Origin of the sequence: Nocardiopsis sp. YSL2 (genome assembly GCF_030555055.1) — a bacterium.
Taxonomy (GTDB): domain Bacteria; phylum Actinomycetota; class Actinomycetes; order Streptosporangiales; family Streptosporangiaceae; genus Nocardiopsis.
Genome location: NZ_JAMOAO010000001.1, coordinates 3,585,818 through 3,601,486 on the forward strand (window position 1 = coordinate 3,585,818; position 15,669 = coordinate 3,601,486).

The 15,669-nt window shown below is 69.4% G+C and carries 16 protein-coding genes; 12 read left to right on the plus strand and 4 right to left on the minus strand.

The window, feature by feature from the left end:
* Positions 1-622: 622 nt before the first annotated feature.
* Positions 623-1,384, plus strand: a complete 762-nt coding sequence (locus M1P99_RS16030) for a PP2C family serine/threonine-protein phosphatase (RefSeq protein ID WP_053616403.1) — start codon at positions 623-625, stop codon at positions 1,382-1,384.
* 117 nt (positions 1,385-1,501) lie between these two features.
* On the opposite strand, the gene M1P99_RS16035 is transcribed toward M1P99_RS16030, so the two are convergent.
* The 3 genes from M1P99_RS16035 to M1P99_RS16045 all read right to left on the minus strand — a co-directional run bounded on the left by M1P99_RS16035 (position 1,502) and on the right by M1P99_RS16045 (position 3,221).
* Positions 1,502-2,116, minus strand: coding sequence for a copper resistance protein CopC (locus tag M1P99_RS16035; protein WP_304453432.1), 615 nt, complete (start codon positions 2,114-2,116; stop codon positions 1,502-1,504).
* Positions 2,117-2,203: 87 nt separating this feature from the next.
* Positions 2,204-2,857 carry a copper resistance protein gene (locus M1P99_RS16040; protein ID WP_369696561.1) on the minus strand — a complete coding sequence of 218 codons (654 nt, stop codon included), beginning with the start codon at positions 2,855-2,857 and terminating at the stop codon, positions 2,204-2,206.
* A gap of 100 nt (positions 2,858-2,957) precedes the next feature.
* On the minus strand, positions 2,958-3,221 hold the full coding sequence (locus M1P99_RS16045; protein ID WP_053616404.1) for a WhiB family transcriptional regulator: 264 nt from the start codon (positions 3,219-3,221) through the stop codon (positions 2,958-2,960).
* Between the two features lie 803 nt (positions 3,222-4,024).
* Between M1P99_RS16045 and ectA the strand changes: the two genes are divergently transcribed.
* From ectA to M1P99_RS16100, 11 genes are all read left to right on the plus strand, one after another.
* Positions 4,025-4,534 (plus strand): diaminobutyrate acetyltransferase, encoded by a 510-nt coding sequence (gene ectA / locus M1P99_RS16050; protein WP_304453433.1) that lies wholly within the window; start codon positions 4,025-4,027, stop codon positions 4,532-4,534.
* A gap of 89 nt (positions 4,535-4,623) precedes the next feature.
* Positions 4,624-5,889: a diaminobutyrate--2-oxoglutarate transaminase gene (gene ectB / locus M1P99_RS16055; protein ID WP_304453434.1), complete on the plus strand. Its 1,266-nt coding sequence runs from the start codon at positions 4,624-4,626 to the stop codon at positions 5,887-5,889.
* 138 nt (positions 5,890-6,027) lie between these two features.
* Positions 6,028-6,444, plus strand: a complete 417-nt coding sequence (locus tag M1P99_RS16060; RefSeq protein WP_304453435.1) for an ectoine synthase — start codon at positions 6,028-6,030, stop codon at positions 6,442-6,444.
* A 774-nt stretch (positions 6,445-7,218) separates the two neighbouring features.
* A complete protein-coding gene (gene ehuB, locus M1P99_RS16065) occupies positions 7,219-8,070 on the plus strand; it encodes an ectoine/hydroxyectoine ABC transporter substrate-binding protein EhuB (RefSeq protein WP_304455711.1) in 852 nt (283 codons plus the stop codon).
* A 7-nt stretch (positions 8,071-8,077) separates the two neighbouring features.
* Positions 8,078-8,806 carry an ectoine/hydroxyectoine ABC transporter permease subunit EhuC gene (gene ehuC / locus M1P99_RS16070; RefSeq protein WP_304453436.1) on the plus strand — a complete coding sequence of 243 codons (729 nt, stop codon included), beginning with the start codon at positions 8,078-8,080 and terminating at the stop codon, positions 8,804-8,806.
* Entirely contained in the window at positions 8,807-9,442 is a 636-nt protein-coding gene (gene ehuD / locus M1P99_RS16075; RefSeq protein ID WP_304453437.1) for an ectoine/hydroxyectoine ABC transporter permease subunit EhuD, read from the plus strand.
* Complete coding sequence (gene ehuA / locus M1P99_RS16080) at positions 9,429-10,253, plus strand: ectoine/hydroxyectoine ABC transporter ATP-binding protein EhuA (RefSeq protein ID WP_304453438.1); 825 nt, start codon at positions 9,429-9,431, stop codon at positions 10,251-10,253. Before ehuD ends, ehuA begins: the two co-directional genes overlap by 14 nt.
* 164 nt (positions 10,254-10,417) lie before the next feature.
* On the plus strand, positions 10,418-11,353 hold the full coding sequence (locus M1P99_RS16085) for a CPBP family intramembrane glutamic endopeptidase (protein ID WP_304453439.1): 936 nt from the start codon (positions 10,418-10,420) through the stop codon (positions 11,351-11,353).
* Between the two features lie 349 nt (positions 11,354-11,702).
* On the plus strand, positions 11,703-13,808 hold the full coding sequence (locus tag M1P99_RS16090; protein WP_304453440.1) for an RNA degradosome polyphosphate kinase: 2,106 nt from the start codon (positions 11,703-11,705) through the stop codon (positions 13,806-13,808).
* On the plus strand, positions 13,805-14,770 hold the full coding sequence (locus tag M1P99_RS16095) for an NUDIX hydrolase (RefSeq protein WP_304453441.1): 966 nt from the start codon (positions 13,805-13,807) through the stop codon (positions 14,768-14,770). The genes M1P99_RS16090 and M1P99_RS16095 overlap by 4 nt, the downstream gene beginning before the upstream one ends.
* Before the next feature lie 67 nt (positions 14,771-14,837).
* Positions 14,838-15,302 (plus strand): SRPBCC family protein, encoded by a 465-nt coding sequence (locus M1P99_RS16100; protein WP_304453442.1) that lies wholly within the window; start codon positions 14,838-14,840, stop codon positions 15,300-15,302.
* Between the two features lie 53 nt (positions 15,303-15,355).
* On the opposite strand, the gene M1P99_RS16105 is transcribed toward M1P99_RS16100, so the two are convergent.
* A complete protein-coding gene (locus tag M1P99_RS16105; protein ID WP_304453443.1) occupies positions 15,356-15,616 on the minus strand; it encodes a hypothetical protein in 261 nt (86 codons plus the stop codon).
* Positions 15,617-15,669 lie beyond the last annotated feature (53 nt).

Genomic DNA, 15,669 nt, shown 5'->3' on the forward strand with positions numbered 1-15,669 from the left:
GCGGTGCCGGGCGGGGAACGCCGGGCAGCACTGAGCACCGTGCGTACACAGCACACACGGTGGCCCGGAGGCGGAATGAATCGGGAAGGAAGGGGAAGACGCAAGGAGACCACACCAAACGACCGGTCGAGGAGAGAGCCGAGACCACCGCTGGGCCTGAGGGCCGCGCGCGGGGGCGGTCGTGTGTGTCTGCGTCTTAGACACCCAACGGGAACCATTCTGCCAGACGGTTCGGGGCGCGACAACGCCATGCGGGTGAGCGACACGGGCCTAAGGTCCCTTCAGTGTCGTCCGAAATGACCCGAGAACCCCGGGGCCCGCGCGTTCGTCCCACCTTGCGGCGGGCACTGTCGGCCCGGTTCCAACACCGCTAGTGTCGGACCCGAACGCGGGACCGTCACGGGTGTGCGCCGCACATGCCCGACGTAGCGCTTTCGGCGGCCGGAGGCGGGCCTGGAACTGCGTATCCGGGTGTTTTCCGCCATGATGTACGCGGATTTTGACCGACTCCTGCGGTGGCTCGGTACGGTGACAGAATCCAGGCGTTGAACGGGACTCGACCAAGGTCCGGCCTTACGTGCCGGGCGACCGGCCACGGCCGACGAAACGGGAGGAAGGGCGTATGGGTGTCGCTGGTGGGGAAGTCATTGTCACGGCCCTCACGCACCGGGGCGCTATCCGCCCCGCCAACGAGGACGCCGTCGTCATGGGTGCCCTGACCGTGGCCAGTGCGAACATGACGTCGCCGGTGCGCTGTGTCCTGCCTGTGGGCGAGCCCGTCATCCTCGCCGTCGCCGACGGCATCGGCGGCCAGGCCGCGGGCGAGATCGCCTCGGAGCACGCGGTGCACCGGATGGCCGAGATGGGCCCGAGACTGAACGGTCCCGAGGAGATCGCCCAACTGCTGAGCAACATCGACGAGGAGATCAAGGACCACGCCACCCAGCACACCGAGTTCTCCGGAATGGGGACCACGGTCGCCGGGGTCCTGCTCAACAACGACGGCAACTTCTGGTTCAACGTCGGCGACTCGCGCACCTACCGCCTGGAGGGCCGGCGCCTGCGCCAGCTCTCCGAGGACGACTCCCCGGCCCTCCCGCCCTCGGAGGACGGGCGCCCCGTCACCACGAACTTCATCACCCAGTCCCTGGGCGGCAGCTCCGGCGGCTCGATGGTCCCGCACGTGGGCCGCGACGAGGCCGCCGACCCCAGCGCGTGGCTCATGTGCAGCGACGGGCTGTCGGACCTCGTGCTGCCGGAGGAGATGGAACGGATGATCGCCGAGGCGGGCAGCGACGAGGCCGCCGTCCACGCCCTGTGGCAGGCCGCCATGGAGGCGGGGGGCAAGGACAACATCAGCATCCTGCTGGCCCGGCGCGTCTAGGGCGTGTTCCGTGGATGCCCGCCCCGGGTACGGCGATCGGCGCTGAGGCCCGGACACGGTGACGTGTCCGGGCCTCAGCGCCGTTTCGGGGCTCAGCCATCAGCCGGGGTCCGCTCGTCAGGACTGTCCGGGGCGGTTGCGCAGGCGGACCGCCACCAGCACGACCGCGCCGATCCCGGCCAGCGCGACCACGCCGACGACCACCAGCGCGGCCATGGACGGGCCGCCCTCGTCCGCCTCGGTCGACGCGGCGGGTGACGGGTCGGCGGACTCCTCGTCGCCCTCGGCCGCGGGGGCCCCGTCCTCGGCCGGCTCACCGGTCTCCTCCGGAGCCGCGGCCGCGGCCGCCTCCTCGGAGACCGTGAACTCCAGCGAGTCCTGGATGGGGTGGCCGTCGGAGGAGACGACCTGGAAGGCGAAGGTGTAGTCGCCGCTCTCGATGATCGGCCGCAGCGGGACCGACACGTCGGTGCCGTCGAAGACCAGGGCGCCGTCCTGGTACTCCTCGCCGTCGGGGCCGGTCACCACGATGGCACTGGCCTCGGCGCTCTCCAACGGCGGGTTGTTGAAGCTCAGCACGATCTCCTCCGGGACCGTGTCCAGGGTGTCGCCGTCCTCCGGCGAGGAGCCGGTGAGCACGTCGTGGGCCATGGCGGGGGCGGGCACCAGGACGAGGGCGGCCGCGGTGAAGGGGATCAGGGCGGCCGACGCCGCACTGCGCAGGATGGTCATGGTCTCTCCGTGGGTTGGTGGGCGGCCCGGGAAGGGCGGGACGCGGTTCGCGCCCGGTCCGCGGCGTCGGCGCGCGCGTCCGGGGCCTCAAGGGGTGGTGAGAGGCGAGACGGGAGGTCCCCGCGGACCGTGCGCCCGGACCGTGGCCCAACGCGGATCGGAGGCGGTCGGCGCGTTCGGTACCGGAGCCCCCGCGCCCAGGGCCAGACGGGGCACACGCAGCAGGGGCGGCAGCGCGCGTCCCAGGAGCACGGCCAGGAACCACAGGGCCGCCTCGCCGTGCGCGAGCAGCGCCGAGGCGAGCAGTGCGGCCCACAGATGGGCCAGGAGCATGCCGGGGGAGAGACCGAGCGTGTGGGTGAGCAGCCCGTGCGCGGCGTGCCCGGTGCCGGCGAAGGCCGAGCCCGCGCCGCCCGACCCCTGCAGAACCAGGTGCAGCACGATCTGGACCGAGGCCAGCACGGCGAAGAGGTCGCCGAAACCTCGCATGATCCGGGTGAAGTGCCACAGCACGGGTGTGAGGACCGCCGTGGCGAGCAGGAACCCGCCGCCGCTCGCGGCCGTGTCCGCCCACAGTTGGTGCCCGGCCCAGCTCAAACCGGTGCACGCCCCGGCGAGGAACGCCGTGCGCACCCACCGGAGCAGTCCGTGCGCCGGTGCGATCACGGGAGGGGTGCCCTGGGCGGCCGGTCCCCGCGCGGAGCACTCCCGGCGGGCGCGGGCGGCGGGCGACGGGTGCACGTGACCGAACCTAAGCGGTGCCGCGACCGGTCGCAAGACGCGGACGCGGAAGGGCCGCCGGGCGCGGTCGTCCGCGATCCCGGCGGCCCCGGGCGACGCCTCAGGAAGCCGGAACCAGCTCACGCCGCATGTAGCGGCGCTGCTCGGGGGTGGTGCCACCCCAGACGCCATGCGCCTCTCCGGCTCTCAGTGCCCACCGCAGGCACTCTTGGCGAACAGTACAACTGCGGCAGACGGCGACGGCCTGCTCGGTGTCGACGCGCCCGATCCCGGTGCTGCTCACCGGAAAGAAGATCTCCGGGTCGTACGAACGGCAGTTGCCCTGCTCGACCCAGTCCTCGCTCTCGTGGTACAGGCGGTTCACGGGCGCCTCCGATCCGTGGCTTGTGGTCCGTGGCCAGTGGCCCGCACCGTGTCTCCCACGGCGGGGTCAGCGAAGCTCGCGCTCCCGTCACCGGCCAGAGGTGATCGACCCGGCTGGACTGCGGCGACGCGATGCGACCAAGTGTAGTACTACATGGGGTCGTACTACGCAGAGTCTGCGCGAAAATCTCCGAATCATCAAGGGCGTCGGCGGTCGTTGGACCCGTTCTGCCCACACGTGCGTCAATTGAGGGCCATGCGTTGTTCTGGAGTCGGCAACCCCGCGGAGCGCCTCCACTGCGGGGGTTTCGCAGTGCACGGCGGCGCGATCGGTGGGTGCGATGTGTCGCGTGATGTGTGGATCGGCCCCACTTGCCCGTTATGTCGCGAGGTTTCCACCGAGTTGATGTGACTTAACGCACGCTTAATATTGCTCGTTCAGGCTCTATGTTTGACCCTGAGGGCCATCGGGCGCCCGCAGGGGACCCCGGTGCCACGGGGCGTCGGCGACCCTCGGCGAGGATGCCGAAGCGCCTGATCGGGGCGGCGTCAGCCGGTGTGTGGGCGGGGATCTGGCCCCGCGCGAATGCCCAGGTCAGAGGCACGCTCCGCTGTTAAATGAACAAGCCATACCCGATGTGGGCGGCCCGAAACATCTGCACGGAATCTCCCTGAAATCCCATTGACGTTCGTTCGCTATGTTCGATCGACGTGCCACATCAACGAACGAATCTCCAAGCACGCGATCACACTGACGCCGGAGCCGAGCGCTCCGAGACCACAGGGGCCGCGGGCCATGGAGGCGTGCGCCTGTCGCACCCGTCCGTGGAGGACGGTCCGCACATGTGGCGGCTGGCGGGGGCGACGGGAATGGACGTCAACTCCCCGTACGCCTACACGCTCTGGTGCAGGGACTTCGCCAAGAGCAGTGTCGTGGCCAAGGACGCCGACGGCCGTCTCGCCGCCTACGTCACCGGCTATGTCCGTCCCGACGACCCGGACACCTACTTCCTCTGGCAGGTCGCCGTCGACTCCGCGTACCGCGGACAGCGGCTGGCCCGCCGGATGCTCGATTTCATCGGCGACCGCATCACCGAACGGGGTATGACTCACCTCGAAGCGACCGTTACACCGGACAACGCCGCATCCCGTGCGCTGTTCGCGTCGTTCGCCCGTGACCGCGGCGTCGAAGCCGTGTGGAGTCCCCTCTTCGGCGCGGAGCACTTCCCCGCCGGAGGGGACGCGCCACACGAGCCCGAGGACCTTGTTCGGATCGGCCCGTTCGGGCCGAGGCCGAGCCAAGAGCGTGACTGAACATCCGCACCGGATCGATCGATCCTGACCCACCCCGTCGTCAAAGCCACGAGCCCACGAACCTGGGGAAAGGAACCAAGGAACACACGATGGAGACTTTCGAGCGCCTCGAATCCGAAGTCCGCGGATACTGCCGCAACTGGCCGGTCGTCTTCGACAAGGCTGTCGGCAGCCACGTCTACGACGAGGCCGGTAAGCCCTACCTCGACTTCTTCGCCGGTGCGGGCTCGCTCAACTACGGGCACAACAACCCGCAGCTGAAGACCAAGCTCATCGAGTACCTGACCGACGACCGCATCGTCCACAGCCTCGATGCCTACAGCGTCGCTAAACGCGACTTCCTGAAAACCTTCGAGGAGATCGTCCTCAAACCGCGTGGCCTGGACTACAAGGTCCAGTTCCCCGGACCGGCGGGCAACAACGCCGTCGAGGCCGCGCTGAAGCTGGCTCGCAAGTACACCGGTCGCGAGACCATCATCAACTTCACCAACGGCTTCCACGGCATGACGCTGGGCGCCCTGGCCGTCACCGGCAACTCGATGAAGCGCGGCGGCGCCGGCGTTCCGCTGGACCACGTCGCCACGATGCCGTTCGACAACTACCTGGACGGCCAGACGCCGGACTTCCTCTGGCTGCGCGCCATGCTGGAGGACAGCGGGTCCGGTCTGGACAAGCCCGCCGCCGTGATCGTCGAGGCGATCCAGGGCGAGGGCGGCATCAACGTCGCCAGCGCGAGCTGGCTGCGCGGCCTCTCCGAGGTCTGCCGCGAGTACGACATGCTCCTGATCGTCGACGACATCCAGATGGGCTGCGGCCGCACCGGCGACTTCTTCAGCTTCGAGGAGGCCGGGATCACCCCGGACATCGTCACGCTGTCGAAGTCCATCAGCGGCTACGGCCTGCCCATGGCGCTCACCCTGTTCAAGCGCGAGCTGGACGTGTGGGAGCCCGGTGAGCACAACGGCACCTTCCGGGGCTTCAACCCCGCCATGATCACCGGCTCCGAGGCGCTGCGCCAGTTCTGGAGCAACGACGAGTTCGCCAGTGCCACCAAGGCCAAGGGCGACCTGGTCGCCGCCCGCCTCGGCGAGATCGCGGCGGAGTTCCCCGAGGCCGGCGCGCACGTCCGCGGTCGCGGACTGGCACGCGGTCTGGCTTTCGAGGACACTGGGATCGCCAAGCGGCTCGCCGCCGAGTCCTTCGACCGGGGGCTGCTCGTCGAGACCTCCGGTCCCGAGGACGAGGTCGCCAAGCTCCTGCCGGCGCTGACCACGACCGAGGAGGAGCTCACGGCCGGACTCGACATCATGGCCGACGCCGCTCGTGCGGCGGTCAAGGTGTCGGCGCCCGCCTAGGACGTACGAGGGGACCGCTCCACCTCCGGGTGGCGGGGCCGGTCGGCACACCGTGGAACGGGATGCTGATCGGCCCCTCCCCGTGTTACACCAGCACAGATTCGGACTTACGGCGCACCCGCGCAGAAGGAGACAGCAGTGATCGTTCGCAGCCTGGACGACGTCAACGACACCGAGCGCGACGTCAAGCACGGCAACTGGCGCAGCCGCCGGGTCATCCTCGCCAAGGAGGGTGTGGGGTTCTCGTTCCACGAGACCGTTCTGTACGCGGGGACCGAGACGTCGATGTGGTACGCCAACCACGTCGAGCTCGTGCACTGCATCGAGGGTGAGGCCGAGCTGACCAACGAGGAGACCGGGGAGAAGCACACCATCACCCCGGGCACCCTCTACCTGCTCGACGGTCACGAGAAGCACACGCTCCGGATCAAGAAGGACTTCCGGGTTCTGTGCGTGTTCAACCCGCCCGTGACGGGGCGCGAGGTCCACGACGAGAACGGTGTCTACCCGCTCATCGTCGAGGAGCCCGAAGGCGAGTCCACGCCGGTCGCCTGATCACGCTCTGCTGGGCCGGGCCGACACCCTCACCGAGGGTGTCGGCCCGGTTCTCGTGTGTGGGAGACGGGCGGGTGGTGCTGGGCCGGAGGCCTCGGTTGAGGGTGGTAGTCCGGTCACTCTGTGCAGCACCCGACCGGACGGTGGTGGGAGACGGGCGGGTGGTGCTGGGCCGGAGGCCTCGGTTGAGGGTGGTAGTCCGGTCACTCTGTGCAGCACCCGACCGGACGGTGGTGGGAGACGGGCGGGTGGTGCTGGGCCGGAGGCCTCGGTTGAGGGTGGTAGTCCGGTCACTCTGTGCAGCACCCGACCGGACGGTGGTGGGAGACGGGTGGGAGGGGGTATGCATGATCCACCCCGCCCACGCGCGTGTCCGGGGTCACGGACCCCTGGGTGACGAGCGCTGGAACCCAGGGTCACAAGGTGCAGGTGGTGCGCATGGAGCTGGGCAAAAGGGGGGTTACCCGATGGTCAGCCATGCATAACCAGTGCATAACGGACCAAACATGTCCTGTTAGCGCAGGATGCGGTAGGGGAGGGACACCCCGTACCAGTGCCGTCGGCCCGTGTTCCGGTCGACGGTCGGCACCTGCGGCACCGCGCCGCGGTTCGCCGGCATCCGGCGTCCCACCATCCGAATGCGCGGCGTCGTCGCCCTGACCTCGGGCAGCGGCGTCGCTCCCGCGAACTTTTCGAGGAGCAGTCGTGAAGAAGCAGGTACCAGCGGTCAAGCGAGGAACCTGGGGCCGCCGAGACGCACTCCGACTGGGGGGAGTGGGGCTCGCCACGGCCGGCCTCGCCGCTTGTAGCCGGGTCGACAGCGGCGGAGGCGGGGAGGAAGGCGGGCCGAGCCTTCTGGAGCGCCTGCGCGAGCAGGGCTTCGTCGCGGTCGGACTGGCCAACGAGATCCCGTTCGGCTTCATCGACGGCTCGGGTGAGCCGGCCGGGCAGTCGCCGGCCGTCGCCCAGGCCGTCTTCGAGGAGCTGGGCGTTCCCGAGATCCAGGCCTCCCCGGTGGCCTGGGACGGTCTGATCCCCGGCCTGCAGGCCAACCGGTTCGACGTCATCGCGGCCGGCATGTTCATCACACCGGAGCGTTGCGAGCAGGTCGCCTTCTCCGAGCCCACCGCCACCTCGCCCGAGGCGTTCATGGTGAAGGAGGGGAACCCGGAGAACATCCAGCACTTCACCGACTTCGCGGACAACCCCGACCTCACGCTGGCGGTCCTCAACGGCTCGGTCGAGCAGACCTACGCCGAGCACTTCGGCGTCCCCGAGGACCAGATGGAGCTCATCTCCAACCAGACCGCCGGGTACGAGCTGCTGGAGTCCGGCCGTGCCGACGCGATGTCCATGCTGAGCGTGTCGCACACGTACCTGCTCCTGGACCGCGGCGGCCCCTTCGAGGTCACCGAGGCCTTCTTCCCGGAGATCGACGGCAAGGAGGAGCGCGGCTGGGGCGGCCTGGCCTTCCGCCAGGAGGACACCGAGCTCCTCGAGGAGGTCAACCGCGTGATCGCCGAGTTCAAGGAGAACGGCCGCCTGCTGGAACTGGGCGAGGAGTGGGGCTTCACCGAGGCCGACCTGCCCGACGACACCACCACCGCCCAGCTCTGCGAGGGCTGATCCAGCCGTGGAGTTCCTGATCGAGCGGCTTCCGCTCTATCTCGACGGCGCGTGGGTCACCATTCAGCTCACCATCGGCGGCTGTGCCCTGGCCTTCGTCCTGGCCATGGTCTTCGGCGTCCTCGGCAGCATGAAGCACTGGCTGCCGAGGGCCGTCTCCACGGTCTACGTCGAGGTGTTCCGGGGCATCGCCGCCCTGGTGCTGATGTTCTGGATGGCCTACGCGCTGCCGCTGGCGACCGGTTTCCAGTTGGAGAACAGGTTCGCGGCGATCCTCGCACTGGGCCTGAACATCGGCGCCTACGGCGCCGAGGTCGTCCGGGCGGCCATCAACGCCGTGCCCAAGGCGCAGGTCGAGGCGACGGTCGCACTGAACCTGTCCTGGTTCCAGCGCACACGCCTGGTGGTGCTCCCCCAGGCGTGGGCACAGATGCTGCCCACCTTCGGCAACCTCGTCATCGAGCTGATGAAGGCGACCGCCGTCGCCTACCTCATCGGGGTGGCCGACCTGACCGCCGTGGCGCAGCAGATGCGCCAGGGCACCGGTGAGACCATCGTGGCGTTCATCGGCGCCCTCATCCTCTACTACCTGATCGCGCAGGTGCTGATCTCCGGGATGCGACTGCTCGAACGCCGTGCCAACCGCAAGCTCGGCCGGACGCCGCCCGGCGGTACCGGGCTGTCCGCCCTGCTCAAGCATCCGGCCGTCGGCGGCGGAAGCGCGGGGGTGGGCTAGATGTGGGATCTCGAGTTCACCTACGAGGTCATGCCCGACCTCCTGGAGGGCCTGTGGGTCACCGTCCAGGCCACCGTGATGGGCTATCTCATCGCGCTCGCCCTGGGCCTGGCCATCGCCATGGTCCGGCGGGTGCCCTACGTGGGCAGCATCCTGCACGGGGTGATGGAGTTCATCCGCACCACACCCCTCCTCGTCCAGTTGGTCTTCGTCTTCCTCATCGCGCCCAACACCATCTCCGCCATGACGATCGGTGTCGTGGTGCTGGGCATCCACTACTCGGCCTACACCGCTGAGGTGTACCGCTCGGGTATCGAGGGCGTCGCCAAGGGCCAGTGGGAGGCCGCGCGGGCCCTGAGCCTGCCCGCGAGCCGGACCTGGGGTGCGATCGTGCTGCCCCAGGCCATCCGCAAGGTCATCCCTGCCCTGGGCAACTACCTGATCGCGATGTTCAAGGACACGCCGCTGCTCTTCGCGATCGGCGTGACCGAGCTGCTCACCCAGGCGCAGAGGCTCGGTGCGGCGAACTTCCGAGTGGTCGAGATGTACACCATCGTCGGCTTCCTCTTCCTCATCGTGAGCATCCCTTCCGCGATCCTGATCCGACGACTGGAGCGACGCTATGCCGCCGTCTGAGACCCCGCAGAAAGATGAACCCCAGGGCGTCGAGGGCCAGCCGCTGATCGTCTTCGACCAGGTGGTCAAGCGCTTCGGCGACCTCACCGTGCTCGACCACCTGGACTTCCAGGTCGACCCGGGAGAGCGCGTCACGCTGATCGGGCCGAGCGGTTCGGGCAAGACGACCATCCTGCGGCTCCTGATGACGCTGGAGAAGGTCACCGAGGGGCACATCTGGGTGGACGGCGAGCCGTTCAGCCACATGCCCCGCGGTTCCCACCTGGCCCCCGCCAGCGAGAGCTACCTGCGCTCCAAGCGCAAGCGTGTGGGCATGGTGTTCCAGCAGTTCAACCTGTTCCCGAACATGACCGTGCGGCAGAACATCACCGAGGCCCCCGTGCACGTCCTCGGCCTGTCCAAGGACGAGGCCAACCAGCGCGCGAGCGACCTGCTCGACCTGGTCGGGCTGGGGGAGAAGATCGACGCCCACCCGACGCAGCTCTCCGGCGGCCAGCAGCAGCGCGTGGCGATCGCCCGCGCGCTGGCGATGCGGCCGGAGATCCTGCTCCTGGACGAGGTCACCTCGGCGCTGGACCCGGAGCTGGTGGCCGGCGTCCTGGACGTGCTGCGGGAGGTCGCCGAGACGACCGACATCACGATGCTGTGCGTGACCCACGAGATGGGCTTCGCGCGGGACGTGTCACACCGCGTCCTGATGTTCGACCAGGGCCGGATCGCCGAGGCGGGCCACCCGGACCAGATCTTCGGTGACCCGCAGGAGGAGCGGACCAAGTCCTTCCTCAGATCGGTCCTGAACAACGGCGACTGACCCTGCGCCGTTCTCCGACCCCGCGTACCGGTGAGTCCGGTACGCGGGGTTTCGTGTTTCGGAGCGCGCGGAACTGCACTGACGACATACCGTAGTCATTGCGTAGCTTTTAGTTTCCCCTTGGGCAGAATGAGTGTTCTGAGACAGGGGGGACGCTTGTGACCATGGTGCGAAGATGGGGTCTCGTCGTGGGGCTCGCGGTGGCCGCGCTCGTCATCGCCCTGCCGATCGCCCTCCACCCGGTGCTGCGCGCCGACCTCGCGGAGGAGACCGGCCTCCTGCTGTTCGCGGGCTGGGCGCCGTTGCTGATCGGCGGCATCATGGCCTGGGCGGTGGTCCGGGGCTTCGGGGACCGTGATCGCCTGGACCGGCGCGTCCGCCAGGCTCTCGACGGGCACCCGCTCACCCGGGAGCTCGTCTGGCTCGGGGTGTTCCTGGCGTGCTTCGTGCTGCTGATCATCCTCCTGTCGCAGGTGTTCCAGCTCTACGGAGCCCATACCGGCGCCGACCTCAACATGTCCGCGTCCCTGGTCTCACGCCTGTTGTTCCTGTTCACGCTGCCCATTCTGGTGATGGACCGGTCGGGGATCACCGTGGACGGCAAGGGCACCGCCATGCCCGCCGTCGCCCTGAAGGTGAGTACGCCGTGGCGGTGGCTGGGCCTGATCCCCGCGGCCGTGGTCCTGGTCCTGGCCGGCTACTCCCTGATCCCCCGCGTCGGCCTGCCGCCGCTCAGTCTGAGCCTGATCGGGTTCGTGCTGGCGTTCGCGCTGATCGCCCTGTGCGAGGAGATCTTCTTCCGCGCCATGCTCCAGACGCGTCTGGAGGTCCTCATGGGCCGGTGGGGCGGCATCGTCGCCGCGACGGTGGTCTTCGCGCTCACCTACGCCATCGTGCAGCCCTTCGACGAGGTCTCCCAGCTGCCCGGTGACGACGCCGGCTACGTCATCGCGCTCTCACTGCTGAGCTACGGGCCGGCGGGCCTGCTGTACGGCTACCTCTGGTCCTGCTACCGCAACCTGTGGCTGAACGTCATCATCCGGATCGGCATGTTCATCGTGCTCATGCCGCTGGACCTCGACATCGGCATCACCACCTGACCAAGCGGCCACCGCGCTACGGCCCGCCCGGTTCCTCGTCCCCCTCCCGCGCGCCGCGGCTCACGCGGCCCGTCCCGCCGCCCCGCGACCGCGGCTCCCGTGCGCTCCGTCCGCCCCGCCCGCGAGGGCCGCAACCCCGGCGGGGCGGTCCTCGGCGCGCCCACCCGACCACGGCGGCTCAACCGGTCATTTTCGCCCGTCGGGTGTGAAACCTGTGGAAACAATGCCAGTCCGGAAGACGCATGGGGGGTGAGATGGGTAGAGATGGTTCATAGCAGTCGTGTTGCGGTCATTTCCCCCTCATGGGGTTGTCACCGTGTGGTCATGAAAAAGGGGGAGTCTGCCCACTGTGAGCACGGAATCAGCGCCTACGCCCGCGGTACCCACCGCCGCCGAGTTGCCCGCCGACCGCTTCATGGACCGCGAGGAGGGATGGCTGCGCTTCAACCAGCGGGTTCTCGAACTCGCCGAGGACGAGGACATCCCGCTGCTGGAGCGCGCACGCTTCCTGGCGATCTTCTCCAGCAACCTCGACGAGTTCTTCATGGTGCGCGTGGCCGGGCTCAAGCGCCGCCTGGCGACCGGGCTCGCCGTGGCCTCCGCCAGCGGCCACCACCCCCGGGACCTGCTGGAGCGGATCTCCGCGTTCACACATGAGCTGATGATCCGGCAGAGCGCCTGCTTCGAGAACAGCGTCGCCCCCGCGCTGCGCGAGGTCGGCATCCGCATCCTGCGCTGGAAGGAGCTGGAGGAGTCCGAGCGCGAGTACCTGCACGGCTACTTCCGCCGCTCCATCTACCCGCTGGTGACCCCCTTCGCCGTCGACTCGGCCCATCCGTTCCCCTACATCTCCGGCCGGTCGCTCAACCTCGCCGTCACCGTCCGCGACCCCCGCGACGAGCGCCGCATGTTCGCCCGCGTCAAGGTGCCCAGCTCCCTGCCGCGCTTCATCGACCTCGGCACCCGGGGCAACGCCCGGTACGTCCCGGTCGAGGACGTCATCGCCGCCCACCTCCCGCAGCTGTTCGAGGGCATGCAGGTCGTGGAGCACCACGCCTTCCGCGTCACCCGCAACGCGGACCTGGAGGTGGACGAGGACGAGACCGACGACCTCGTCCAGTCCCTGGAGAACGAACTCCTCCGGCGCCGCTTCGGCCCGCTCGTGCGGCTGGAGGTCGAGCAGTCCATCACCGACGAGGTCCTGAGCATCCTCACCGAGGAGCTCGGTGCCGAGGAGGAGGAGATCTACCGGGTTCCGGGCCCCCTCAACCTCGCCGGCCTGGGCCAGATCGCCGACGCCGACCGGCCCGAGCTGTGCTACCCGCCGATGGTCCCGGTCGAGCCCCGCGCCCTGACCTCCGGCGGCCTCTTCGCCGCCATCCGCGAGCGCGAGATCCTCGTCCACCACCCGTACGAGTCCTTCGCCACCACCACCGAGCGCTTCCTCTCCCTGGCCGCGACCGACCCCAAGGTCGTGGCCATCAAGCAGACCCTGTACCGCACCAGCGGCGACTCGCCCATCGTGGAGTCCCTCATCGAGGCCGCCCGGGCGGGCAAGGAGGTCGTGGTCCTCGTCGAGGTCAAGGCGCGCTTCGACGAGCAGAACAACATCCAGTGGGCCCGCAAGCTGGAGGACGCCGGCTGCCACGTGGTCTACGGGGTCGTCGGACTCAAGACGCACTGCAAGCTGTCCATGGTGATCCGCCAGGACGGTGACGGCCACCTGCGCCGCTACTGCCACGTCGGCACGGGCAACTACAACCCCAGCACCGCGCGCGTGTACGAGGACTTCGGCCTGTTCAGCGCGGCCGCCGAGGTCGGAGAGGACGTCAGCGACCTCTTCAACAGCCTCACCGGCTTCTCTCGCAAGAAGCACTACCGGCGCCTGCTCGTGGCGCCCGCGGCGCTGCGCGAGGGACTGCTCGCCCAGATCGCCGCCGAGATCGAGAACAGCCTCAAGGGCGAGCCCGCCCGGATCCGCATCAAGGTCAACTCACTGGTCGACGAGGAGATCATCGACGCCCTCTACCGGGCCTCCCAGGCCGGAGTGAACGTCGACCTCTGGGTGCGCGGCAGCTGCGTCCTGCGCGCGGGCGTCCCCGGCCTGTCCGACCACATCCGGGTGCGCAGCATCCTCGGCCGCTTCCTGGAGCACTCCCGCGTCTTCATCTTCGCCAACGGATGGCGTCCCCAGGTGTGGCTGGGCAGCGCCGACCTCATGCCCCGTAACCTGGACCGGCGGGTCGAGGCCCTCGTCCGGGTGTCCGACGCCGAGCAGTGCCGCCGCCTCGTCGGCCTCATGGACCTGGCGATGGCCGACGGCACCTCGTCGTGGCACCTGGAGCCGGACGGCTCGTGGACCCGCCACACGCACGACCAGGAGGGGCGACGACTGATGGACCTGCAGGACGCGCTGCGAGGCGACCGCCACCTGCGAGTGGTGGAGAGCGGATGAGCGACGGCGGCGAGATCCAGGTGACCAGTGCCTTCCCTCCCCGGGACACCGCGGTGGGCGGCTACCTCGAACCCATCCGGGCCGGGGGAGCGGTCCTGTGGCGGACCGGGACGGACGGGCGCACCGAGGTCGTCCTGATCCGGCGGCCCCTGCGCGACGACTGGACCCTGCCCAAGGGCAAGCTCAAGAACGGTGAGCACGCGATCATCGGCGCCGTCCGCGAGGTCCAGGAGGAGACCGGGCTCACGCCCGTGCTCGGGCGCCGGCTCCCGCCGCAGCGCTACCTCAAGGACGGGTGGCCCAAGCAGGTGGAGTGGTGGGCCGCGACACCGGCCGAGCCCGGCGGGCTGATCGACTACAAGCCCAACGACGAGGTGGACAGCGTCGAGTGGGTCCCGGTCGAGGAGGCCCGCGAGCGGCTCACCTATGACCACGACGTCCACGTGCTGGACAACTTCCGCGCCGGGCCCCACCACACCTTCCCCGTCATCCTGCTCAGGCACCTGTCGGCGGGTGAGAAGCGGAGCTGGACCGACAATGACCTGCTGCGACCGCTGGACGAGACGGGACGGGCCGACGCACTGGCCCTGCCGCGCGTGCTCAGCGCCTTCGGGCGGCCCCGCGTGGTGTCCTCGGCGGCGGCGCGGTGCACGGAGTCGATGCTGCCCTACTCGCTGGAGTGCGACGCCCCCATCCGCACCGAGCGGGCCGTGACGGTGTGGAACGGCTCCTACGACGCCGACGACGCGCGGGACGCCTTCCGGGGCCTGCTCGCCGAGGGGGCCCCGACGGTGGTGTGCACACACGGCGAACTCGTCCCGCAGCTGATGGCGGAGGCCCTGGGGTGGCTGGGGGCGCCCAACACCCAGCAGTCGGGGCTGCGCAAGGGGTCGTTCTGGGTCGTGCACGTGTCGCGCGAGGGCGCCCTGGCGGGCGTGGAGCGGCACGCGGTCCGGGGCTGACCAGGGGCGGGGCACCGCGCGAGGGGGTGCACGCGGGCACGGCCCGCGGCGCTGGCATCATCGCGGTATGGGTAGACACAAGGTCTCGCGGAGCATCGTCATCGGCGCTCCCGCCGAGCGGATCTTCGACATCATCGCCACACCGTCGCGACACAGCGAGGTCGACGGGTCCGGCACGGTCCAGAACGCGGTGTCCGGTCCGGAGCGCCTGGAGTCGGGCTCGGAGTTCGACATGGACATGCGCATGTTCGGCATCCCCTACCGGATGACCAACCGGGTGGTGGAGTTCGAGCCGGACCGGCTCATCGCCTGGCGGCACATCGGCCCCCACCGGTGGCGGTACGAGCTGGAGGAACTGGCCGAGGGCCGGACGCGGGTCACCGAGACGTTCGACTACTCGATCGGCTTCTCCCCCTTCTCCGCCTTCTCCGCCTACTACGTGCTGGCGGGCCTCCCGGCGCGCAACGCGGCGGGCATCGAGCAGTCGCTGCTGCGCCTGAAGGACGTCGCGGAGAAGTCCGAGGCGGCCTGAGAGGACGGGTCACGGCCCGGGCCTCCGGGAGCCCGGGGCCCGGGCCGTACGGGCTAGTAGTAGCCGTAGTAGCCCTCGCCGGTGGCGCCGGCCATCGGCAGGGTGTGGCCCCGCTCCGGCATGTAGTCGGAGTAGGCGCGGTCGCAGTCGTCGTAGTGGCTCTGCGGCATGACCATGCTGTCATGGCGGTCCGCGCAGTAGCCGTAGTAGCCGTCGTAGCCGTGGTGTCCGGCGGCCGAGGCCGGCCCGGCGGCCAGAGCCAGAGCGGCACCGGTGGACATGGTCAGCAGAGCGAGAGCGGCAATGCGTTTCACGTGCGTTCCTAGCTTTGAGTGATCGACTGTGTACTGCAAGTGCTGACTTTAGG

Excerpts from the sequence above, each read along its gene's own strand:
- ehuD (WP_304453437.1), top strand. The coding sequence starts at position 8,807 with ATGTGGGATCTCGAGTTCACCTACGAGGTCATGCCCGACCTCCTGGAG.
- M1P99_RS16085 (WP_304453439.1), top strand. The coding sequence starts at position 10,418 with ATGGTGCGAAGATGGGGTCTCGTCGTGGGGCTCGCGGTGGCCGCGCTC.
- M1P99_RS16095 (WP_304453441.1), top strand. The coding sequence starts at position 13,805 with ATGAGCGACGGCGGCGAGATCCAGGTGACCAGTGCCTTCCCTCCCCGG.
- M1P99_RS16030 (WP_053616403.1), top strand. The coding sequence starts at position 623 with ATGGGTGTCGCTGGTGGGGAAGTCATTGTCACGGCCCTCACGCACCGG.
- M1P99_RS16100 (WP_304453442.1), top strand. The coding sequence starts at position 14,838 with ATGGGTAGACACAAGGTCTCGCGGAGCATCGTCATCGGCGCTCCCGCC.
- ectB (WP_304453434.1), top strand. The coding sequence starts at position 4,624 with ATGGAGACTTTCGAGCGCCTCGAATCCGAAGTCCGCGGATACTGCCGC.
- M1P99_RS16035 (WP_304453432.1), bottom strand. The coding sequence starts at position 2,116 with ATGACCATCCTGCGCAGTGCGGCGTCGGCCGCCCTGATCCCCTTCACC.
- ehuA (WP_304453438.1), top strand. The coding sequence starts at position 9,429 with ATGCCGCCGTCTGAGACCCCGCAGAAAGATGAACCCCAGGGCGTCGAG.